General features: G+C 62.2%; 20 protein-coding genes. 13 read left to right on the top strand and 7 right to left on the bottom strand.

Annotated features, from left to right (window positions below; all coding sequences use genetic code 11):
• From GLW01_RS00855 to GLW01_RS00875, 5 genes are all read right to left on the bottom strand, one after another.
• Positions 1 to 1,353, bottom strand: a complete 1,353-nt coding sequence (locus GLW01_RS00855; protein WP_340162423.1) for an adenosylmethionine--8-amino-7-oxononanoate transaminase — start codon at positions 1,351 to 1,353, stop codon at positions 1 to 3.
• Between the two features lie 163 nt (positions 1,354 to 1,516).
• Positions 1,517 to 2,398: a methylenetetrahydrofolate reductase [NAD(P)H] gene (gene metF, locus GLW01_RS00860; RefSeq protein ID WP_151440965.1), complete on the bottom strand. Its 882-nt coding sequence runs from the start codon at positions 2,396 to 2,398 to the stop codon at positions 1,517 to 1,519.
• 104 nt (positions 2,399 to 2,502) lie between these two features.
• Positions 2,503 to 3,885, bottom strand: a complete 1,383-nt coding sequence (gene ahcY, locus GLW01_RS00865) for an adenosylhomocysteinase (RefSeq protein ID WP_151440966.1) — start codon at positions 3,883 to 3,885, stop codon at positions 2,503 to 2,505.
• 78 nt (positions 3,886 to 3,963) lie between these two features.
• Positions 3,964 to 5,151, bottom strand: coding sequence for a methionine adenosyltransferase (gene metK, locus GLW01_RS00870; protein ID WP_151440967.1), 1,188 nt, complete (start codon positions 5,149 to 5,151; stop codon positions 3,964 to 3,966).
• Between the two features lie 54 nt (positions 5,152 to 5,205).
• The gene (locus tag GLW01_RS00875; RefSeq protein WP_151440968.1) at positions 5,206 to 6,198 is read right to left on the bottom strand and encodes a metalloregulator ArsR/SmtB family transcription factor; all 993 of its coding nucleotides are present in this window, start codon (positions 6,196 to 6,198) and stop codon (positions 5,206 to 5,208) included.
• A gap of 183 nt (positions 6,199 to 6,381) precedes the next feature.
• On the opposite strand from GLW01_RS00875, the gene tkt reads away from it, so the two are divergent.
• From tkt to GLW01_RS00900, 5 genes are all read left to right on the top strand, one after another.
• On the top strand, positions 6,382 to 8,388 hold the full coding sequence (gene tkt, locus GLW01_RS00880; protein WP_151440969.1) for a transketolase: 2,007 nt from the start codon (positions 6,382 to 6,384) through the stop codon (positions 8,386 to 8,388).
• Between the two features lie 14 nt (positions 8,389 to 8,402).
• Entirely contained in the window at positions 8,403 to 9,425 is a 1,023-nt protein-coding gene (locus tag GLW01_RS00885) for a type I glyceraldehyde-3-phosphate dehydrogenase (RefSeq protein WP_160897816.1), read from the top strand.
• A 220-nt stretch (positions 9,426 to 9,645) separates the two neighbouring features.
• The gene (locus GLW01_RS00890; protein WP_160897817.1) at positions 9,646 to 10,806 is read left to right on the top strand and encodes a phosphoglycerate kinase; all 1,161 of its coding nucleotides are present in this window, start codon (positions 9,646 to 9,648) and stop codon (positions 10,804 to 10,806) included.
• Positions 10,807 to 10,843: 37 nt separating this feature from the next.
• Positions 10,844 to 11,908: a class II fructose-bisphosphate aldolase gene (gene fba, locus GLW01_RS00895; RefSeq protein ID WP_160897818.1), complete on the top strand. Its 1,065-nt coding sequence runs from the start codon at positions 10,844 to 10,846 to the stop codon at positions 11,906 to 11,908.
• A gap of 64 nt (positions 11,909 to 11,972) precedes the next feature.
• Positions 11,973 to 13,796 carry a sensor domain-containing diguanylate cyclase gene (locus GLW01_RS00900; RefSeq protein ID WP_160897819.1) on the top strand — a complete coding sequence of 608 codons (1,824 nt, stop codon included), beginning with the start codon at positions 11,973 to 11,975 and terminating at the stop codon, positions 13,794 to 13,796.
• On the opposite strand, the gene GLW01_RS00905 is transcribed toward GLW01_RS00900, so the two are convergent.
• Positions 13,784 to 14,842, bottom strand: a complete 1,059-nt coding sequence (locus GLW01_RS00905; protein WP_151440974.1) for an AI-2E family transporter — start codon at positions 14,840 to 14,842, stop codon at positions 13,784 to 13,786. The genes GLW01_RS00900 and GLW01_RS00905 overlap by 13 nt on opposite strands.
• 48 nt (positions 14,843 to 14,890) lie before the next feature.
• Between GLW01_RS00905 and GLW01_RS00910 the strand changes: the two genes are divergently transcribed.
• A complete protein-coding gene (locus tag GLW01_RS00910) occupies positions 14,891 to 15,511 on the top strand; it encodes an IMPACT family protein (RefSeq protein ID WP_160897820.1) in 621 nt (206 codons plus the stop codon).
• Positions 15,512 to 15,515: 4 nt separating this feature from the next.
• Here the strand turns inward: GLW01_RS00910 and GLW01_RS00915 are convergent, their stop codons facing one another.
• Entirely contained in the window at positions 15,516 to 16,175 is a 660-nt protein-coding gene (locus tag GLW01_RS00915) for a hypothetical protein (protein ID WP_160897821.1), read from the bottom strand.
• Between the two features lie 162 nt (positions 16,176 to 16,337).
• On the opposite strand from GLW01_RS00915, the gene GLW01_RS00920 reads away from it, so the two are divergent.
• Genes GLW01_RS00920 through mnhG form a run of 7 tightly spaced genes read left to right on the top strand, consistent with a single transcriptional unit; the run spans position 16,338 to position 22,081 of the window.
• Positions 16,338 to 18,638 carry a putative monovalent cation/H+ antiporter subunit A gene (locus GLW01_RS00920; protein ID WP_202405503.1) on the top strand — a complete coding sequence of 767 codons (2,301 nt, stop codon included), beginning with the start codon at positions 16,338 to 16,340 and terminating at the stop codon, positions 18,636 to 18,638.
• The gene (locus GLW01_RS00925) at positions 18,635 to 19,072 is read left to right on the top strand and encodes a Na+/H+ antiporter subunit B (protein ID WP_151440977.1); all 438 of its coding nucleotides are present in this window, start codon (positions 18,635 to 18,637) and stop codon (positions 19,070 to 19,072) included. Before GLW01_RS00920 ends, GLW01_RS00925 begins: the two co-directional genes overlap by 4 nt.
• Before the next feature lie 15 nt (positions 19,073 to 19,087).
• Positions 19,088 to 19,435 carry a Na+/H+ antiporter subunit C gene (locus GLW01_RS00930; RefSeq protein ID WP_077530485.1) on the top strand — a complete coding sequence of 116 codons (348 nt, stop codon included), beginning with the start codon at positions 19,088 to 19,090 and terminating at the stop codon, positions 19,433 to 19,435.
• Positions 19,435 to 20,937 (top strand): Na+/H+ antiporter subunit D, encoded by a 1,503-nt coding sequence (locus tag GLW01_RS00935; RefSeq protein WP_160897822.1) that lies wholly within the window; start codon positions 19,435 to 19,437, stop codon positions 20,935 to 20,937. Before GLW01_RS00930 ends, GLW01_RS00935 begins: the two co-directional genes overlap by 1 nt.
• Positions 20,934 to 21,407: a Na+/H+ antiporter subunit E gene (locus GLW01_RS00940; RefSeq protein WP_095618395.1), complete on the top strand. Its 474-nt coding sequence runs from the start codon at positions 20,934 to 20,936 to the stop codon at positions 21,405 to 21,407. The genes GLW01_RS00935 and GLW01_RS00940 overlap by 4 nt, the downstream gene beginning before the upstream one ends.
• A 60-nt stretch (positions 21,408 to 21,467) precedes the next feature.
• Entirely contained in the window at positions 21,468 to 21,704 is a 237-nt protein-coding gene (locus GLW01_RS00945) for a monovalent cation/H+ antiporter complex subunit F (RefSeq protein ID WP_408607577.1), read from the top strand.
• Positions 21,701 to 22,081 carry a monovalent cation/H(+) antiporter subunit G gene (gene mnhG / locus GLW01_RS00950; protein WP_095618393.1) on the top strand — a complete coding sequence of 127 codons (381 nt, stop codon included), beginning with the start codon at positions 21,701 to 21,703 and terminating at the stop codon, positions 22,079 to 22,081. Before GLW01_RS00945 ends, mnhG begins: the two co-directional genes overlap by 4 nt.
• Positions 22,082 to 22,112 lie beyond the last annotated feature (31 nt).

Below are 22,112 nucleotides of genomic sequence, written 5' to 3' on the forward strand. Positions count from 1 at the left end.
TCAGTCCCTGGTGGCCTTGTCGATGCCTTCGGTGGCCACGGTGGCCAGGTGCCGGATCTGGTCCTCATTGATCACGTAGGGCGGCATGAAATAGGTGACGTTGCCCAGCGGCCGCAGCAGTGCCTCGCGGTTGATGGAGTGCTGGTAGACGCGCAGCCCGCGGCGTTCCTGCCAGGGGAAGGGCTCCATGGTGGCTTTGTCCTTGACCAGCTCCATGGCGAGGATCATGCCGTGCTGGCGGATATCGCCCACGTGCGGGTGCTCGCGCAGGTGTTCCACGCTCTCGCCCATGATCCGGGCTTTCTCACGATTGCTCTCGATGACGTTGTCATCCCGGAAGATGTCCAGGGTTGCCCGTGCCACGGCGCAGCCGATGGGGTTGCCGGTGTAGCTGTGTGAGTGAAGGAACGCCTTCATGGTTTCGAAGTCATCGTAGAAGGCCTCGAAGACGTCGTCCGTGGTCATTGTGATCGACAGTGGCAGGTAGCCGGCGGTCAGGCCCTTGGAAAGGCACATGAAATCCGGTGAGATGCCGGCCTGCTCGCAGGCGAAGAGGGTGCCGGTGCGGCCGAAGCCCACGGCGATCTCGTCCGCGATCAGGTGGATGTTGTAGCGGTCGCAGGCCTCGCGCAGCTTCTTCAGGTAGATGGGGTCGTACATGCGCATATGGCCGGCGCACTGAACCAGCGGCTCGACGATGACGGCGCAGACGTTGTCCGCGTTCTCGGCCATGAGCTTTTCCATGTGCTCAAACTGGCGCAGGGCGTAATCCTCCCAGCTCTCGCCCTTCTCGCGGTAGAAGGCGTCCGGGGCCGGGGCGGTGAGCATCTCCATCAGCAGCGGCTCGTAGGTCTCGCGGTAAAGGCCCACGTCGCTGAGCGCGAGGGCGCCCAGGGTTTCGCCGTGGTAACTGTTGGAGATGTTGATGAAGTTCTTCTTCGCCGGCTTACCCGTATTGCGGAAATAGTGGTAGCTCATCTTGAGCGCCACCTCGATGGCCGAGGAGCCGTTGTCCGCATAGAAGCAGCGGTTGAGTCCTTCGGGCGTCACATCGATCAGGCGTTCCGACAGGTCGATCACCGGTTCATGGGTAAAGCCGGCAAGCATGGCGTGCTCAAGCTGCTGGGTCTGCTGGTTGATGGCCTCGTTGATGCGCGGGTTGGCATGCCCAAACAGGTTCACCCACCAGGAGCTGACCGCATCGATGTAGCGGTTGCCGTCAAAGTCGTAGAGCCAGACGCCTTCACCGCGCTTGAACGGAATGAGTGGGAGCGTCTCGTGGTCCTTCATCTGGGTGCAGGGGTGCCAGACGGCCTTCAGGTCACGCTCGATCATCTCGCGGTTGGATGTCACGACTGCCTCCCGGTGGATCGTTTACAGAATCATCAGTGGGGGAGTGATGATACGGGCCGGGGGCCGGGCATGGAAGGGCTGTAATGACGGGGAGAGGATGTAGGAGCGGCTATAGCCGCGACCGGGTCGCAGCCATGGCTGCTCCTACATGGAAGGGCGGTGTTCAGAATGCGATCTTTTCCTGTACCTCGTTGTCGAGGCCGAGGTTTTTCCAGATGCGCATGCTGGGATCCGCCTGGTTCAGCGTGTAGAAGTGCAGGCCCGGTGCGCCGGCGTCGAGCAGCTGCTCGCACATGCGCGTGACCACTTCCTCGCCGAACTTCTTGATGGAGTCGGTGTCGTCACCGTAGGCTTCCATCTGCTTGCGGATCCAGCGGGGAACATCCGCGCCGCACATCTCGCTGAACTGGACCACCTTCTGGAAGTTCACGATCGGCATGATGCCGGGAACCACCGGAATGTCCACGCCCATCTTCTCCAGCCGGTCGATGAAGTGGAAGTAACTCTCGACGTTGAAGAAGTACTGGGTGATGGCACTGTTGGCGCCGGCCTCGACCTTGCGCTTGAAGTTCATCAGGTCCGCCTCGGCGCTCTGCGCCTGCGGGTGGAACTCCGGGTAGGCCGCCACTTCCAGGGAGAAGTGATCGCCACTGTGCTCGCGGATGTATTCCACCAGCTCGTTGGCATAACGCATCTCGCCATAGCCGGTGTTGCCCATGCCGGAGGGGATATCACCGCGCAGGGCCACGATCCGTTCCACGCCGCCTTCCTTATAGGCGTCGAGAAGGTCGGAGATGATGGCCTTGTCGGAACCGACGCACGACAGGTGCGGTGCGGTCGAGATGCCTTTCTGGTTGAGCTCGATCACCGTGTTCTTGGTGCCTTCGCGGGTGGAGCCGCCGGCACCGAAGGTGACCGAGAAGAATTCAGGGTTGAGCGTCGCGAGCTTGTCGCGCGTCTGATGCAGAGTCTCAGCGCCTTTGTCGCTCTTCGGAGGGAAGAACTCAAAGCTGAAACGTCGCTTGAACTGCTTCTGACTTTTCATGAATCTGTTCCTTTCGGGCGCCTGGCCCGGTCAATCACTGATTCAGAACCGGGAAAGCCGGGGCCCGAAGACCCCGGCTGTCGCCTTGATGAATCCGCGTGGGATCAGTACTTGTAGGCTTCCGCCTTGAACGGCCCGTGAACCGGAACGCCAACGTAGTCGGACTGTTCCTTGGTCATGCGGGTAATGGTGCCGCCAAAGCCTTCGACCATGTACTGGGCAACTTCTTCGTCCAGTTCCTTCGGCAGGACGCGGACGTAGAGGTTGTCCTTCTTCTTGTCTTCCGGCAGATCGGCGAACTTGCGCTCGAACAGGTACATCTGAGCTGCAACCTGGTTGGCGAAGGAGCCGTCCATGATGCGTGACGGGTGGCCTGTTGCGTTACCCAGGTTAACCAGGCGGCCTTCAGCCAGCAGGAAGATGTGATCGTCCTTGGACTTGTCACGATAGATCTTGTGAACCTGCGGCTTGATCTCGTCCCATTCCCAGTTCTCGCGCATGAACGCGGTATCGATCTCGTTGTCGAAGTGACCGATGTTGCAGACGATGGCGCCGGACTTGACCGCGGCGAGCATGTGCTTGTCGCACACGTCCACGTTACCGGTGGTGGTCACCAGAACGTCAGTGTCCTGCAGCAGCTGCTTGTTGATGCTGTCGGCCTTGCCAGTGTTCTCGCCATTGAGGTAGGGAGAAACCACTTCGTAGCCGTCCATGCACGCCTGCATGGCACAGATCGGGTCGATCTCGGAGATGCGAACGATCATGCCTTCCTGACGCAGTGACTGCGCGGAGCCCTTGCCGACGTCGCCATAGCCGATGACCAGGGCTTTCTTGCCGGACATCAGGTGGTCGAGTGAACGCTTGAGGGCGTCGTTCAGGCTGTGACGGCAGCCGTACTTGTTGTCGTTCTTGGACTTGGTGACCGAGTCGTTCACGTTGATCGCCGGCACCTTGAGGCTGCCTTCTTCGATCATGTGCTCGAGACGGTGAACGCCCGTGGTGGTTTCCTCGGAGATGCCGTGGCAGTTCTTGAGGATTTCCGGATACTTCTCGTGCAGCATCTCGGTCAGGTCACCGCCGTCGTCCAGGATCATGTTCGGTTCCCAGCCGTCAACGTCGGCGCCGATAGTGCGCTCGATGCACCACTCGTACTCTTCTTCGGTCTCACCCTTCCAGGCGAATACCGGAACGCCGGTAGCGGCGATGGCGGCAGCGGCCTGGTCCTGGGTGGAGAAGATGTTGCAGGAGGACCAGCGGACGTTGGCGCCCAGCGCGGTCAGGGTCTCGATCAGCACGGCCGTCTGTACGGTCATGTGGATGCAGCCCATTACGTTCGCGCCTTTCAGCGGCTGCTGGTTGCGATACTTTTCGCGCAGCTTGATCAGAGCGGGCATTTCGCTCTCGGCGATGGCGATTTCCTTGCGGCCCCAGCCGGCAAGGTCGATGTCGGCTACTTTGTAGTCAGTAAAATTACTGTCCAAAGGCATTGTTAATACTCCTGATTCATATGGGTAATTCGGTTGTGCAACAGGGCCAGCCGGCGGCCGGCCCTGTGTGGCAGAGGTTTACTTGGCTGCAGCCTTCAGTTCTTCCGCCTTGTCGGTCTTTTCCCAGGGGAAGGTAGTGAAGGTCTGGCCATTGACGGTCTTCTGTTCCGGCTTGCGGCCGAAGTGACCGTACGCGGCTGTGTCGCGGTACATCGGATGCAGCAGATCCAGTTGCTTGGTCAGTGCATAGGGACGCAGATCAAAGGTCTTGCGGACCAGCTGCTCGATCTTGCGGTCATCCATCTTGCCGGTACCGAAGGTGTTGATGGAGATCGAAGTCGGCTCGGCAACGCCGATGGCGTAGGAGATCTGGATCTCGCACTTGTCGGCCAGGCCAGCGGCTACGACGTTCTTCGCTACGTAACGGCCAGCGTAGGCAGCGGAGCGGTCGACCTTGGACGGATCCTTACCGGAGAAGGCGCCGCCACCGTGGCGAGCCATGCCACCGTAGGTGTCAACGATGATCTTACGACCTGTCAGGCCAGCATCGCCTACCGGGCCACCGATTTCGAAGTTGCCGGTCGGGTTGATGTGGAACTTGGTGTCGTTGTGGATCAGCTCGGACGGGATCACGTCCTTCACGATCTCTTCCATGACCGCTTCACGCAGCTGCTCCAGGGAAACATCCGGGCTGTGCTGTGTGGAAAGGACAACGGCGTCGATGCCGGTTACCTTGCCGTCTTCATAACGGCAGCTCACCTGACTCTTCGCGTCCGGACGCAGCCAGTCAAGCTTGTTGCTCTGCAGCAGCTCGGCCTGCTTCTCACACATACGGTGCGCGTAGCAGATCGGAGCCGGCATCAGCACGTCGGTCTCGTTGCAGGCGTAGCCGAACATCAGGCCCTGGTCGCCAGCGCCCTGATCTTCCGGCTTGGAGCGGTCAACGCCCTGGGCGATGTCGACGGACTGCTTGCCGACAACGTTGATGAAGGCACAGGTGTTGCCGTCGAAGCCAACGTCGGAGTGGTTGTAGCCGATGTCGGTGATCGCTTTACGCGCCACTTCTTCGAACTCAACGTTGGTGTTGGTGGTGATTTCGCCAGCGATCAGGCACATGCCAGTCTTGACGACAGTCTCGCAGGCGACACGCGCATAGGGGTCGTCCTGGAGAATGCGGTCAAGAATGGCATCGGATACGGCGTCGGACAGCTTGTCCGGGTGGCCGGCTGTTACCGACTCGGATGTAAAGAGACTGTAGTCACTCATGCTTGCTTTCCTCCTTTTGAAGGTGGTTAAAGGTCATATTGGGAAGCCGGTTCGCTAGCCCGTAAATTCCCTGACCTGGATCTGAAAACCATTGCGCAGGCCGATGAACAGGGTTTCGCCCTGTTTCAGGCCAGCGTCTTCTGCCCATCCCGTGAGCTCTTCCGGCTCAAAGCCCTGCCAGATATCGCCGCAGTTATCCCTGACCCAGCTCTGTTCGTGCCGGCAGAGTTCACTGACAATCATTCGGCCGCCGGGTTTCAGCAGCTGGGCGCTGTCGCGGAAGATGTTCGCGGGGCTGGCGACGTGGTGCAGCACCATGTTGGCCACCACAAGATTGAACGTTTCCCCGCGTTCAATCACATCAGGACACTCCCCGTGCACCAGGCGCACGTTGGTGAGTGCCTGCTGTTCGCAGAACTGCCCGGCGCGGTCGAGCATGGCCTGGACGTTGTCCACCGCCACCACCTCGCCGAAGCAGTTCGCCAGAACCGGCAGGAAGGGGCCTTCACCCGGCCCGATCTCCAGCGCGTTACCGCTGCCGTCGCAGGCGTAACGCCGGTGGACGAGTTCCGCCACTGGCTGCGCATAGCGCTGGTGATTGGCGATCAGCTCCTGCTGCTCCCGGAAGTGACGGGCGTAACGCGCGAAAAAGACCTGGGACTGTTCCGAGCGTTGACGCCGTATCGTGCGGATCCGGTCCAGCAGTTCCTCGGTGAGCTGGATCTGGTCCACGGCCTCGAAGACCGAGCGAACCGCGGTGTAGCGGGGTTCGTCTCCGACCCGAAGCAGTGGACGCCGGTAGAAGGTGGCGTTGCCTTCCCGCTGGGGTTCAAGCAGTCCGGCCTGGGTCAGCACCTTGAGGTGATGGCTCATGCCGGACTGGCGCATGTTAAAGAGCCGGCACAGTTCCATGACTCCGAAGGTGTCTCGCTGCAGGACCCGGAGGATATCGAGTCTCAGCGGGTCGCCGGCGGCCTTGTAGAGGCTCCCCAGCGTGTGCAGCGCTGTTTCGGTATCTGCGGATTTGACGTGTGCCGTTGAATTCATTGCCCCTACTTTACGGTCGGGTCTGAACCGGGGTCAACAGCTATATCAAAAAAAATTGATATAGCGTTGCGTCAAAGGTCGGATGACATTTGCTCAATCGGGTGGCGATCGGTGAAAATACGCGCCTCTTGAAACGGCCCCGTTGTGGGGCTGTATCCAATCAGCCAGTGGGAGACAATTCCGATGCCGTCGCGTAAAGACCTTGCCAACGCGGTACGCGCGCTCAGTATGGACGCCGTGCAGAAGGCGCAGTCCGGCCATCCCGGCGCGCCCATGGGGCTTGCCGACGTTGCCGAGGTGCTGTGGAACGATTACCTCAGGCACAACCCGGCCAACCCGTCCTGGCCCGATCGCGATCGCTTCGTGCTCTCCAACGGCCATGGTTCCATGCTCCAGTACAGCCTGCTGCATCTCACCGGCTACGATCTGGGCATCGAGGATCTGAAGCAGTTCCGCCAGCTCCATTCCCGTACCCCGGGGCATCCGGAATACGGCTACACGCCGGGGGTTGAGACCACCACCGGGCCGCTCGGTCAGGGCCTGGCCAATGCGGTGGGCATGGCACTGGCGGAGAAGAACCTGGCGGCGCAGTTCAATCGCGACGGCCATGAGGTCATCGACCATCACACGTACTGCGTGGTTGGTGACGGTTGCCTGATGGAGGGCATTTCCCACGAGGCATCCTCGCTGGCGGGAACACAGGGGCTGGGTAAGCTGGTTGTGTTCTATGACGACAACGGCATTTCCATTGATGGCGACGTCAGTGGCTGGTTCACCGATGACACGGCCAAGCGTTTTGAGGCCTACAACTGGCAGGTGATTGCGGGCGTTGACGGGCATGACCCCGAGGCGGTGAAAAACGCGATTGAGAAAGCGCGGGGCAACACCGAGCAGCCCACGCTCATCTGCTGCCGCACCGTGATCGGCTTTGGGTCACCCGGCAAGGCGGGCTCTGAAAGCAGTCACGGGGCGCCGCTGGGCGATGATGAGATTGAGGCGACCCGCCAGAATCTGGGCTGGAACCACGGGGCCTTTGAGGTGCCGGATGACCTGTATCAGGCCTGGGATGCCCGCGAGGCCGGCGCGGCGGCTGAGAAGGACTGGAATGAACGCTTCGCAGCCTATGAGAAGGCGTATCCGGAGCTGGCCGCTGAGCTCAAGCGCCGTCTGGCCGGCGAGCTGCCGTCTGATTTCTCACAGAAGGCCCAGGACTACATCCGCCAGTGCCAGGAGGGGGGCGAGAACATGGCCACCCGTAAAGCCTCCCAGAAGACGCTCAACGCGTACGGCCCGGTTCTGCCGGAACTGGTGGGTGGCTCGGCGGACCTTGCCGGTTCCAACAACACGCTCTGGAGTGACTGTCAGGCGATTACTGCGGGCGATGCCAGTGGCAACTACGTGTACTACGGCGTGCGCGAGTTCGCCATGACCGCCATTGGCAGTGGCATGGCCCTGCACGGTGGTGTGGTGCCCTATGTGGCCACCTTCCTGATCTTCATGGAATACGCCCGCAATGCCACACGCATGGCCGCGCTGATGAAGCAGCGCAACGTGCTGGTCTATACCCATGACTCCATCGGCCTGGGTGAGGATGGCCCCACCCATCAGCCGGTCGAGCAGCTGGCGACTCTGCGCCAGACCCCGAACATGAGCCTGTGGCGCCCCTGTGACACGGTTGAAACGGCCGTGGCCTGGAAGGCTGCCATTGAGCGCACCGATGGCCCCACGGCCCTGGTGTTCACCCGTCAGGCCCTGGCACATCAGGATCGGGATGAGCAGCAGCTTGCTGACATCGAGCGCGGGGGCTACATCCTGTCGGATTCCGACGGCTTCCCGGAGATCATCCTGATTGCCACCGGCTCGGAAGTGGCGCTGGCCCAGGAGGCGGCGATACAGTTGCGTGACCAGGGCCGCCAGGTGCGGGTGGTGTCCATGCCGAGCACGGACCGGTTCGAGGCCCAGCCCGCCGAGTACCGTCAGAAGGTGCTGCCGGCCGAGGTCACCTGCCGTGTCGCGGTGGAAGCGGGCATTACCGACTACTGGTACAAGTACGTGGGCATGGAGGGGCGCGTGCTTGGTATGACCACCTTTGGTGAGTCGGCGCCGGCCGGTCCGCTGTTTGAGGCGTTCGGCTTCACCGTGGATAACCTGCTCGCCATCAGCGAAACCCTGCTGGACGACATGGCGTGAACGGAGGGCGACCGATGCCGGCTCGGGTAGCGATCAATGGTTACGGGCGCATCGGTCAGTGCCTGCTGCGCGCGCTCTATGAGAATGGCTACCGCGACCAGCTTCAGGTCGTTGCTATCAATGAGCTTTCCGACCCGGAGACCATCGCGCACCTGACCCGTTTTGACACCACCCATGGCCGTTTTGCCGGTCAGGTGGATGTCAGTGGCCAGGGGCTGGTGGTCGATGGTGATCCCATCCGCATCGTGCGGGAGTCGGAGGCACAGAACCTGCCCTGGGGTGAGATTGGCGTTGATCTGGTGCTCGACTGCACCGGCCTTGGTGCCACCCGCGAGCAGGGTCGGAAGCATCTGGATGCCGGTGCTGGCCGGGTGCTGTTCTCCCAGCCGGGGGATCCGGATCTGGATGCAACCCTGGTCTACGGGGTGAACCATGAGACCCTGAGCGCCGGGGATCGCATCGTCTCCAACGCGTCCTGCACCACCAACTGCATCGTGCCCATCATCCAGGCTCTGGACGCGGCCTACGGGATCGAGCAGGGCTCCACGACGACCATCCATTCGGCCATGAACGATCAGCCGGTGATTGATGCCTACCATCACCAGGACCTGCGGCGCACCCGCAGTGCCTTTCATAACATGGTGCCGGTGGATACGGGGCTGGCCCGGGGTATTGAGCGGCTGCTGCCGTCCATGGCGGGGCGGTTCAGTTCGGTGGCCGTAAGGGTGCCGACCATCAATGTGTCGGCTATTGATATGACGGTGGCGGTGCGTTCGCAGACGGATACGGATTCGGTGAACGCGGTGCTGGCGGAGACGGCGGCGTCGTCGCTCGATGGGATCATCGGGTACACGGAGGAGCTTCTGGCGAGTACGGATTTTAACCATGATGCGCGCTCCGGGGTTGTGGATGCGGGGCAGACCCGGGTCAGTGGGGGGCGGATGGTTAAGGTGCTTTGCTGGTTTGATAATGAGTGGGGGTATGCGAATCGGATGCTGGATGTGGCTCGGTATTGGAGCCAGCTCCGGGAAGACTGACTGATTGTTGCAGGTGCTGAATTGGGGGAATGCTTTCCGGGACCGCTGTGAACCCATCCATGGGCGCTGGCGCGATGGCATCCATGCCATCGAGCCTCCCGGAAAGCATTCCCCCACTCCAGCACATTGGCGGTATTGGTATCGCTGGCGCCAGGGGTGTCTGGCCTCGGGTAGAGTTTTGAAAATTCATCGTTAATCGCGCTTTTGAGGAATCGCACCAATGAGCATTAAACGCATGACCGACATGGATCTGAAGGGCAAGCGGGTTCTGATCCGGGAGGATCTGAACGTGCCGATCAAGGATGGTGAGGTGACAGGGGATGCCCGTCTGCGGGCGTCGCTGGAGACGATTCGCGCAGCCCGGGATGCCGGTGGGCGGGTGATGCTCATGTCGCATCTGGGGCGTCCGGAGGAGGGCGTTTACTCGGAGGAGGATTCGCTCAAGCCAGTGGCGAAGCGGCTGGGTGAGCTGCTGGGTCAGGAGGTGCGTGTTCTGGATGACTACCTCGATGGCGTGGATGTGGCCGAGGGGGAAGTGGTTCTGTGTGAGAACGTGCGCTTCAACCAGGGTGAGAAGAAGGACGATGAGGCGCTCGCGAAGAAGTACGCAGAGCTATGCGATGTGTTCGTAATGGATGCTTTTGGCACCGCGCATCGGGCGCAGGCGTCGACTCATGGTGTGGCGAAGTTTGCGCCGGAGGCCTGCGCCGGGCCGTTGCTGGCGGGGGAGCTGGATGCGCTGACCAAGGCGCTTGAGCATCCGCAGAAGCCGGTGGTGGCGATCGTGGGTGGTTCCAAGGTGTCCACCAAGCTGACGGTGCTGGAGCAGCTGTCGAAGGTGGTGGATAAACTGATCGTCGGCGGTGGCATTACCAATACCTTCCTGGCGGCCAGTGGTAAGCCGGTGGGTAAGTCGCTGTGTGAGCATGACATGCTGGATGAGGCCCGGGCGCTGATGGAGAAGGTCGAGATTGCCCAGCCCACCGACGTGGTCGTGGCCAGTGAGGTCTCCGAGAGCGCGCAGGCCACCACCAAGAAGGTGGAGGATGTGTCCGATGATGACATGATCCTCGACATTGGCCCGGAAACGTCCGCGGCCCTGGCCGAGGAGCTCAAGGGGGCGAAGACCATCATCTGGAACGGCCCGGTGGGTGTGTTCGAGATTGAGGCGTTCTCCCATGGCACCCGCAAGCTCGGCGATGCCATCGCCAGCAGCGATGCGTTTTCTCTGGCGGGTGGGGGTGATACCGTATCCGCAATCGACGAATTCGGTCTCAGCGACCGGATTTCCTATATTTCGACCGGCGGTGGCGCCTTCCTGGAGTTCGTAGAGGGCAAGACGCTGCCGGCCGTTGCCGTACTCGAGGAGCGCGGCGCCTGAGCGCCGCTACCAGACCTGATATTAAGGAGAGGCCGACATGGCACTGATTTCCATGCGACAGCTGCTCGACCATGCCGCCGAGCACGGCTATGGCGTTCCAGCGTTCAACGTGAATAACCTTGAGCAGATGCGCGCCATCATGATGGCGGCGAACAAGACGGACAGCCCGGTGATCGTTCAGGCCTCGGCCGGTGCGCGCAAGTACGCGGGCGCACCTTTCCTGCGCCGGCTGATGGAAGCGGCGGCCGAGGAATGGCCGCATATCCCGATCGCGGTGCACCAGGACCACGGTTCCAGTCCGGCGGTGTGCCAGCGTGCCATCCAGCTTGGTTTCACGTCCGTGATGATGGACGGCTCTCTGGGCGAGGACGGCAAGACGCCCATGGATTACGACTACAACATGGGCGTAACCCGTAAGACCGTCGAGATGGCCCATGCCTGCGGCGTGTCCGTGGAAGGTGAGCTGGGCTGCCTGGGGTCACTGGAATCCGGTGAAGCCGGCGAGGAAGACGGTGTGGGCGCGGCCGGTAAGCTCAGCCATGACCAGATGCTGACGGATCCGGAAGAGGCGGCGCAGTTCGTCAAGGATACTTACTGCGATGCCCTGGCCATCGCCATCGGCACCAGCCACGGGGCCTACAAGTTCACCCGTCCGCCGACGGGCGACATCCTCGCCATTGACCGGATCAAGGAGATCCACGCCCGCATTCCGGATACCCATCTGGTGATGCACGGTTCCTCCTCCGTACCCCAGGAGTGGCTCGATATCATCAACGAGTACGGGGGCGAGATCCCGGAGACCTATGGTGTGCCGGTCGAGGAGATCGCCGAGGGCATCCGCCACGGTGTGCGCAAGGTGAACGTCGACACCGACCTGCGCCTGGCCGCAACCGGTTCCGTACGCCGCTTCCTGGCCCAGAACCCGGCGGAGTTTGATCCGCGTAAGTTCATGAAGGAAGCGCTGGCCGGCATGTATGACGTCTGCGTGAAGCGCTATGAAGCCTTCGGCACGGCGGGCAACGCCAGCAAGATCACACCGATCAAGCTTGAGGATATGGTCAGCCGTTACGACAGTGGTGAGCTTGACCCGAAGGTCAACTGATCAGTGACGTTAATGCCACAAAGCCGGGTGTGAATCGCGCCACAATCTGGTTTAGGCTTTATGCATGCTGACCGTGCATGGAATCCGTCTGACCAACATTGTGGCGCTGCTTGTCCTGGCGGTGTGCGCCATCATGGCTGCTCCCGCCAGCGGGAGCCCGGATATCCGCGAGCATCACCGGCTGCCGCTCGAGAATGAACTCCAGTTCCTGGAGGATCCGGGGGGCAGTCAGGACCTGAAGGACGTGCGCGGGCGCAATGACTGGCGACACCTCGACGGCCACACCTTCAATCGCGGCTATTCTGATTCCGCCTGGTGGCTTCGGGTCCGTCTTGCCAATGACGGCACGACGGACCTGGAGCGGTTTCTCTCCATTGGCTACCCGGTGCTGGGCGATGTGAGGGTGTATGCGCTGGCCGAGGGCCAACTGCGCAATTCCTGGCAGCTGGGGCATGATTACCCCTACAGCCAGCGTCCCGTGGATCACCGTTTTTTCGTAGTGCCCCTTGAGTGGGCGCCGAAGGAAACGCTGGATGTCTACGTTCGCGTTCGTACCGACAGTTCCGTCCAGGTGCCCGTGACGCTCTGGGACCGCGAAACCTTCCGCAGTCATGACATCAGTGCCAACACTCTCCAGGGCATCTACTTTGGCGCCTTTCTGGTGATCGGCGTCTACAACCTTCTTCTGTTCTTCGCTCTGGGTGAACGCAACTACCTGTACTACGTCGGTTTCGTGTTCAGCATCGCGCTTCTGATGGCGTCGCTGACCGGCTATGGCTTCCGCTATCTCTGGCCGGGGGCGACGGAGTGGAATGATCAGGCAATCCTGATCTTCATCTGCGGTGCTCTCGGCTTTGCCGGCCTGTTCACACGGCGCTTTCTGGAACTCAGCCGCCTTTCAACCGGCCTGAATGGGTTTGCCCTGCTGGTGATCATTGTCAGCGGTATCTGTGCGGTCCTGTCGTTCTTTCTCAGCTATTTCGTGCTGATTTCGGTTCTGATTCCCCTGGTGGTGCTCGGCTGTATTATGGCTTTCGCAGGGGGTGTCTATGCCTGGTATCGGGGCCAGATCACTGCCAAGTATTACGTCATGGCCTGGTCTTTCGTGCTGGCCGGAGGCGCTATCCTGGCCCTTTCCAAGGGCGGAGTACTGCCGTCGAACTTCTTCACCGATCACGCCGCCCAGCTCGGCTCCATCATCGAGGTGGTACTGCTTTCGTTCGCGCTGGCCCAGCGGATCAACGTAGAGCGTCAGCTCCGCTATCAGGCCCAGTCCGAAACCCTGGAGACGGCGCGGCGACTCAACCGGGAGTTGGAGGATCGGGTCAGGGAACGCACCCAGGAGCTGGAGGAACTCAACCAGAGGCTGAACGAGCTGAGTGTCACCGATGGGCTGACAGGGCTGCGCAACCGCCGTTTTCTGGATGCTCAGCTGCGCCAGGAGGTGGAACGGGCACGGCGCACCGGGCGGTCCATGGCCGTGGCCATGCTGGACATCGATCACTTCAAGCCGGTTAACGATACCTACGGCCACCAGACCGGGGATGAGTGCCTGAAGATGGTGGGCGAGATCATTCACGCCAATCTGCGCTCACCCCAGGACACGGCGGCCCGGTATGGCGGCGAGGAGTTCGCCATGATCCTGCCCGAGACGGATGAGGAGGGCGCGATGCGGGTTCTGGAGCGGATCCGTCAGGAGGTGGCCGCAGCGTCGGTTTCCTACGACGGGGTCACACTGCGGATGACGCTCAGTGGTGGCGTCACCATCCGGCGCGATGCCGAGGCCGTCACGCCTGAGCAGCTTCTGGCCGAGGCGGACGGGGCGCTGTATCGCGCCAAGTCCGGAGGGCGGGATCAGGTGTGTGTGTACAGGCCTCATGCCTCCTGATTGTCGGTATGTTTGAAATCACGGATGAAAATACCCCAGAAGGCGGTGAACAGGGCCGCGATGAGGGGGCCGATCACGAAGCCGTTGATCCCGAAGAGGATCAGCCCGCCGAGGGTTGAGAGCAGCACCATATAGTCCGGAAGCTTGGTGTCGCGCCCGACCAGGACGGGCCGCAGCAGGTTGTCGATCAACCCGATGACCACGGTTCCGAACAGCACCAGCACAACCGATTGGATCCAGTTGCCGATGGCGAACAGGTAGATGGCCGCCGGTACCCAGATCAGGCCGGCACCCACTGCCGGAATCAGCGACAGAACACCCATGACCACGCCCCAAAGCACCGCTGCCGGCAGCGCCAGAGCCCAGAAGATGAAGCCGCCGAGCAGGCCCTGGATCGCGGCGATGACCACGTTGCCCTTGATGGTGGCGCGGGTCACCTCCGCGAACTTGCCAAGCAGCAACTGCTCGCGCTCCCGGCTCAGCGGCACCGCCTGGCCGATGAGGTTGCGCAGGTAGCTGCCATCGCGCAGCAGGAAGAAGGCCAGATAGAGCATCACCCCGAAGTGGATGAAAAAGCGGGCGGTGTTCTGCCCGATGTTCAGTGCCGACTGGGCAAAGAACTGTCCGCCCTGCATGACCGCGTTGACTGCGCGCTCGCGCAGCGATTCGATATCCACGCCGAAGGATTCAAGGGCCGTGCCCACGAAGGGGACCGTCTCGCCAATGCGGTCGATAAAGGCCCGTGGGTCGATTTCCCCGGCCTGGATCTGCTGGTACAGGTTGACCCCCTCGAACACAAAGGAGGCGGCCACAAAGAGTGTCGGCAGGATCACGATGGTCAGGCAGAACGCGAGCGTGGCCAGTGCCGTCAGATTCGGCCGTTCTCCCCACAGCCGTGTAAAATACCGCTGCGCCGGGAAGAAGATGATGGCAATGGCGCAGGCCCAGAAGATGGCGCCGAAGAACGGCTGCATCAGGTACAGGAAAAGCGCGGTGACAATGAGCAGCAGGAACAGGAAGCTGCGCTGTTCGAGGCGTGCCTGCATGGTGTGGACCCTTCCCCGATTGATGAAAGGCAGAGGATACTGCGCCCCATGACCGATGCACAAACCAGCGGTGTTACCTGGCCGGTTCCGGCCCGCGAAGCCGAGGCGGAAACGCAGGTCCGCAAGAGCCGCTTCATCGCAAGGGCGGCCCCGGCCGCCAGCCGGGAGGAGGCGCTGGCACTGGTTGAGCGGGCGCGTCTGGACCATCCCGAGGCGCGCCATCACTGCTGGGCCTACGTGACCGGCGCGCCCGGGAGGGCCACCAGTGCCGCCATGAATGACGATGGGGAGCCGTCGGGCACGGCGGGTCGGCCCATTCTCAATGTCATTGAGCACAAGGGGATCGGGGATGTGGCAGTGGTCGTGATCCGTTATTTCGGGGGCGTGAAGCTGGGTGCGGGCGGCCTAGTGCGTGCTTACGCAGGCGCGGCCGAGGCGGTTCTGTCGTCGCTGGAAGTCGACCATCGGGAGCCGCGGGTGAGCCTTCAGCTGGAGATCGGCTTTGCGGATGAGCAGCCTTTGCGGCTGGAACTGGAGCGGCTGGGCGGCGAGCTGGCGGCCATTGAATATGGGCAGGGCGTTTCAGTGCGGGTGTCGGTGCCGGCGACAGCCCGGGAGGCCATCGGCTCATGGGCCGCCGGGCGCGGCCTTGGGGTAACGGAGCTCTAACTTCCTAGAAGCGCAGATGGGCGCCGATGCCGTTGGCCGTCAGGTAGACATCCGTTTCCACTTCCACCGCCGCCTGCCCGATACCGATCACACTGGATTCGCTCATGGTCCGTGGGAAGGTCCAGAGCTTGATTTCGTTGACCAGCATCCCGGTCAGAGCCACCTGCAGCGCGTCATCATGGCGGCCATCCTCCTCGGCAATGGCGTGATAGGCGCCGCCATTGACGATCAGCGAGCCCAGGCGCCCGCGCCAGCCCGTGCGGCTCTGCTCGGCCTGGGCCAGTGCCCTGGCATTACGGCGGGCGTCAGCCAGTGCGCCGGGGGCATCGCGGTCAATGGCATGGTGCCTGCGGTAGGCCGACAGGTGGGGCGGTGCCTTGATGATGGTATCCAGCAGCCCAAGGGTTGAGGTGATGGCGCGGACACGTCCGTCGTACTCATCCGCGTCCGTGTCGGCGCCGGCACTGGAGAGAGCGCTGAACACAGCGGAACCGGCAAAGAACAGGCTCCAGCGCTGGCGCCATGTCTGGGCGCTGTCCAGACCGTCCGCCATGACCCGGTCCAGGGCCTGCCAGTCCGGTTTCTCCTGGGCACCGAGAGGCGGCGCTGTGGCTACCGCCGTCAGCACAGTGGCTGCCATCAGCAGGCGTTTGGGTGTGACCATGGAACCTCCGGGTCAGTTCGGACTTCAGGTGAACGCCGCATTGTGGCGCAGTACATTCCACGATGATGTGATGGGCTGCACCGAACCGGCGTTTCTTGCTATCGATCAACGCGCTCCGGTATCCTCCTTCGCAATGTCCAGCCCTTGGAGCACCCCGCGCTGATGCTGCTTGCCGTTCTCTCCGGATTCATCCTGGCTCTGTTTGCCCCCCTGATCTGCAGGGTAGCGGGTGACCGGTGTGGGTGGGTGTTCGCACTGCTGCCGGCGACGCTTTTCGTGTGGTTTGCCTGGCTGCTTCCGGAGGTCATGGCCAACGGGGCGCAGGTGGTGCGCTATCCGTGGTTTCCGGCCATGGAGATCAACCTGGATTTCCTGATCGATGGCCTGTCACTGATGTTCGCACTGCTGATCAGCGGCATCGGTACCTTCATCCTCATCTATGCCGGCGGTTACCTGAAAGGCCATCCCTATCTGGGCCGCTTCTACGTGGTCATGCTCAGTTTCATGGCCTCGATGCTCGGGGTGGTGCTTTCGGACAACCTGGTCACGCTTTTCGTGTTCTGGGAGCTGACCAGCATCACCTCCTACCTGCTCATCGGTTTTGAGCACGAGGACGTCAAGGCCAGGGCCAGCGCCCTCCAGGGCCTGTTCGTGACGGTGGCGGGGGGGCTGGCATTGATGGCCGGTCTCATCATGCTGGGCACCATGGCCGGGTCGTACTCACTGAACGACGTGCTCGCCTCGGATGCGGACCTGCTCGGGCACGAATGGGCCGTGCCCATGTTGCTGTGCATCCTGGCCGGGGCCTTCACCAAGTCGGCCCAGGTGCCGTTCCATTTCTGGCTGCCCAACGCCATGGCCGCCCCCACTCCGGTATCGGCCTTCCTGCACTCGGCGACCATGGTCAAGGCCGGCGTCTATCTGCTGGCGCGGCTGAACCCGGCGCTGGGTGAGGCGGAGCTGTGGACACTGCTGCTCAGTTTCTTCGGGGGCCTGACCATGTTCACCGGTGCCTTCATGGCCATCACCCATACCGGGGCGAAGAAGGTTCTGGCCTATTCCACCATCATGGCGCTGGGTACTCTGGTGATGCTGATCGGCATCGGCACCCACTATGCCTTGGTTGCGTTCGCAACCTTCCTGGTGGCGCATTCGCTGTACAAGGGCGCACTCTTCATGATCGCCGGCATTCTCGACCACGAGACCGGCACCAAGGATGTGGCGGAAATGGGCGGCCTGGCGTCGCTGATGCCGGTGACTTCGGTGGCGGCGGCGGTGGCGGCGCTGTCGCTGGCCGGGCTGCCGCCACTGCTTGGGTTCGTAGGCAAGGAGCTGATGTTCGAGGCGGTGCTGGATGCGCCTGCCTGGCAGATGCTGCTGCCGGTGCTGGCCTTCGGGGCCGGAATCGGTGTGATGGTGGCGGCAGGCATCATCGCCATCAAACCCTTCTACGGGAAGCGCCTGGAAACCCCGAAACACCCCCATGAAGCGCCGGTTTCCATGCTGGCGGGGCCGGTGGTGCTGGCGGGGCTGTCGCTGCTGTTCGGTGTGGCCCTGTTCATTCCGGAGCAGACCCTGGTGGCGCCAGTGGTTGCCTCCCTGGGCGGGGCAGCGGAGAAAGTGCATCTGGCCCTCTGGCACGGCATCAACATGCCGCTGATCCTCTCTCTGGGCTGTCTGGTGGTGGCAGGGTTGATACTGCGCTTCTGGTCCCGCCTTCAGCCACAGCTGGATGTTCTGCGTGAGGGGCTGGGGCGCTTTGGCCCCGAGGCGGGCTACTTCCGGATCATGGAATGGCTGACCCGCATCGCGACCTGGCAGACGCGGGTGCTGCAGAACGGCACCATGGGCAACTACATGATCACGCTGGCGCTGACCACAGTCGGCATCACCGGCTTCACGCTCATCACCCAGTACGGGGTGCCGCTGCGGCTGCCGGTTCCGGATTCCGGCTTTGCCGCGGGCATCGCCCTGCTGATGATTGTGTCGGCCTTTTTCGCCACGGGGACGGTATCGCGGCTCGGGTCCGTGGCCGCCATGAGCATCGTCGGCTTTGCGGTGGCGCTCATTTTCATCCTTTTCAGCGCTCCGGATCTGGGCATCACCCAGATCCTGGTTGAGACCCTCACGGTGATCCTGCTGGTGCTGGTGCTGTTCCGGCTGCCCGGGTTCACGCGCATGTCCTCGCCCCTGGAGCGCTGGCGCGACATCATCGTGGCCGTGATGGTGGGCGCGCTCATGACGGTACTGATCCTGGCGGCTACCGAAGTCCAGTTCTTTGAACCCATCTCGGCCGAGCACGTGGCCCGCAGTGTCTCGGATGGCCACGGCCGCAACATTGTCAATGTGATCCTGGTGGACTTCCGGGCCCTGGATACCCTGGGTGAAATGTTTGTGCTGGCCCTGGCGGCCGTTGGTGTCTACTCCATGATCCGGCTCAAGGCGGAGGATCAGACAGCATGAGGGAAGCCAATACACTGATTCTTCGAACAGCGGCGCTGTTGCTGGTGCCTATGCAGTTGCTGTTCTCGGTTTTTCTGCTTCTGCGTGGCCACGACGAGCCCGGTGGTGGGTTCATTGCCGGGCTGGTGGCTTCCGGGGCCGTGGTGCTGTTCCTCTTCTCTTATGGCGTCAGCGCCACACGCGAGCTGCTGCGGGTGGATCCGCGTGATTTTCTGGGCGTCGGGCTGCTCATCGGCCTGGCCTCGATACTGCCCTCGCTGATTCTGGGCCAGCCGGCCATGACCGCGCAGTGGTGGCAGATTCCGCTGCCCGGAGGCGACTACTACAAGTTCTCGACGCCGCTGATTTTCGATGTCGGCGTCTATCTGACCGTAATCGGTTCCATTCTCACCATGGTGGTGGGCCTTTCCGAATCGGAGGAATCCGATGCCTGAGTGTGGAGGCTGCTGATGGAAACACTGATGGCCTATATCGTGGGCGCGATGTTCGCTGCCGCAGTGTACATGATGCTGCGCCGGTCCATCGTCAAGCTGGTGATCGGCCTGATGCTGCTGAGCAATGCGGCCAATTTGCTGATTTTTACCGTGGCCGGAATGCGCCAGGGGGCGCCGCCTCTGGTTCCCGAGGGCGCCGAGGTGCCGGCCTCGGCCGTTGCCGACCCGTTGCCACAGGCGCTGATCCTGACGGCGATCGTCATCGCTTTCGGTGTGCTGGCGTTCTCTGTAGTGCTTATCCACCGAGCCTATGAGGTGGTCGGTACGGATGACCTGGACCGGATGAAGGATACCGATACCTGATGTCGCTGGCTGTTGCTCCCATTCTGGTTCCACTGTTCTTCGGAGCCCTGTCGCTGGCGCTGTGGCGCTACCGTATCGCCCAGCGTGTGCTGGGGCTGGTGGGAACCCTGGTGCTGCTGGCGGTGGCCATACGCCTGTTCCAGGTGGTGCATGCGGAGGGTATGGTGGTGCTGCATATGGGCGGCTGGGCCGCACCGCTGGGCATCACCCTCGCCGTGGATATGCTGGGAGCCATCATGGTGGTGCTCACCGGCATAACGGGCCTGGCGATCGCGCTGTTTTCCATGGGCGACACCCCCGAGCGCCATGAGCATTTCGGCTACTACCCGCTGATGCACCTGCTTCTGGCAGGCGTGGCCGGCTCCTTTGTAACCGGTGACATATTCAACCTCTACGTCTGGTTCGAGGTGATGCTGATCGCCTCCTTCGCGCTTCTGACCCTCGGGGGTGAGCGGGCGCAGATGGAGGGGGCGATCAAGTACGTGACCCTGAACCTGTTCTCCTCGGCGATCTTCCTCTCGGCGGTGGGCATCCTCTACGGGCTGCTCGGCACCCTGAACATGGCTGACATCGCCCAGAAGATCGACCAGGTGGAGAACACCGCCATGATCAATGTGGTGGCGGTGATGTTCATGGTGGCCTTCGGCATCAAGGCCTCAGCCTTCCCGCTGTTCTTCTGGCTGCCGGCGTCCTATCACACGCCACTGGTAGGGGTATCCGCGCTCTTCGCCGGGCTGCTGACCAAGGTCGGGGTCTATGCGCTGTTCCGGATGTTCACCATTGTCTTCGACCATGACGTGGCCTACACCCATGAGATCCTGGTCTGGGTGGCGGGGCTGACCATGCTGTCCGGCGTACTGGGCGCGGCGGCCCAGTACGAGTTCCGGCGGATCCTTTCGTTCCACATCGTCAGCCAGATCGGGTACATGATCCTGGGGCTGGCGCTGTATACGCCGCTGGCGATCATCGGCGGGGTCTTCTACATCATGCACCACATCATTGTTAAGACCACGCTCTTCCTGGTCAGTGGTGTGACCTACCGGATCGCAGGCACCCATGAGCTGAAGGACCTGGGCGGGTTCTTCCGCAGTCGGCCGATGCTGTCGGTGCTGTTCCTGATTCCGGCCTTCTCGCTGGCGGGGATGCCGCCGCTTTCCGGATTCTTCGCCAAGTTCATTGTCATCCGTGCCGGCGTCGAGGCGGAGGCGTGGGGGGTGACCGCCGTGGCCCTGCTGGTGGGGCTCCTGACACTGTATTCGATGACCAAGATCTGGGCGGAGGTTTTCTGGAAGGCGGCTCCGGATACGGAATCCGGGGAGCCGGCCGGGCAGGGCAGTACCGTCGGACTGGGCTGGATGTATACCGCCATTGCCGGGCTGGCCGCCTGTACCGTGTTCATCGGCCTTAACGGTGAACCCATCTATGCGCTGGCGGAGACAGCGGCGGATCAGCTTCTGAACCCGGATCGCTATATCCGGGCGGTACTGGAGGCGCGCCCATGATTGCCTTTTTCTGGAATGTGATCCTGGCACTGCTGTGGGTGGCTCTGACCGGCAGTTTTTCCGGGGGCAATCTGCTGGCGGGCTTTGTTTTCGGTTATCTCGCGCTTGCCGTCATGCAGCGCCACATACCGGTGCTCCATGGCTACTCCCAGAGGGTGCCCCGATTCATGGCCTTTGCCTTGTTCTTCCTGAAGGAGCTGTTTGTGGCCAATGTGCGGGTGGCCTATGACGTCATCACCCCGGTGTGGTACATGAAACCGGGCGTTATCGCCATGCGCCTGGAGGCGGAGAGCGACATCGAGATCACGCTTGTGGCGAACCTGATCTCGCTGACACCGGGCACGCTGAGTCTGGACGTTTCGGACGACCGTAAAGTGCTCTACATCCATGCCATGTTCATGGCCGACGAACAGGAACTGCGCGACAGCCTGCACGAGCTGGAGCGTCGGATCCTGCGTGTGCTGCGCTAACGTGATCGGCTGCGGGGACTCGATACGATGAACAGCTTTGTGCTGACACTGGTTTACTCGATGCTGGCGCTGGCCATGCTGATGGCCGCCATCCGGCTGGGTAAGGGGCCCTCCCTGCCGGACCGGGTGGTGGCGATCGAGCTGATCAGCTCCATGGTCGTTGGCATCATTGGCGTGCACGCGCTGGATACTGGTGTGCTCAGTTTCCTGGATGTGGCGATCGTGGTGGCGCTGGTGGCCTTTCTGGCGTCCATCGGCTTTGCACGCTTCATTGAGCGGGGAGGACCTCGCGAATGATGGACCTGATCATTGCCGTATTCCTGATCAGTGGCGCAGCCTTCATGCTGCTGGCGGCACTGGGTATCCTGCGCCTGCCAGACCTGCCCACGCGCATGCACTCCTCCACCAAGGCCGGCGCCATGGGAGCCATGCTGATCATGGTGGGCGTGGTGATTGGTTTCGCCGAATGGCTGGCGCTCGCGAGGGGGCTGGCGATTGTCCTGTTCATCATGGCAACGACGCCCATTGCCGCCCACGCCATCGGGCGCGCGGGCTATATCATTGGCGTGCCCCTCTGGGACGGCACCATCAAGGATGAGCTGCGCGAGAACTACGATACCCGCACCCATGGCCTGCGCAGTGATGCCGCGGACCAGGACGAGCCACGCCTCTGATCCCCCTGCTGACTTGCCGGCGCTGAGCCGG

The sequence above is a fragment of the Vreelandella halophila genome (assembly GCF_009856365.1).
In the GTDB taxonomy this organism is placed as follows: Bacteria; Pseudomonadota; Gammaproteobacteria; order Pseudomonadales; family Oleiphilaceae; genus Halospina; species Halospina utahensis_B.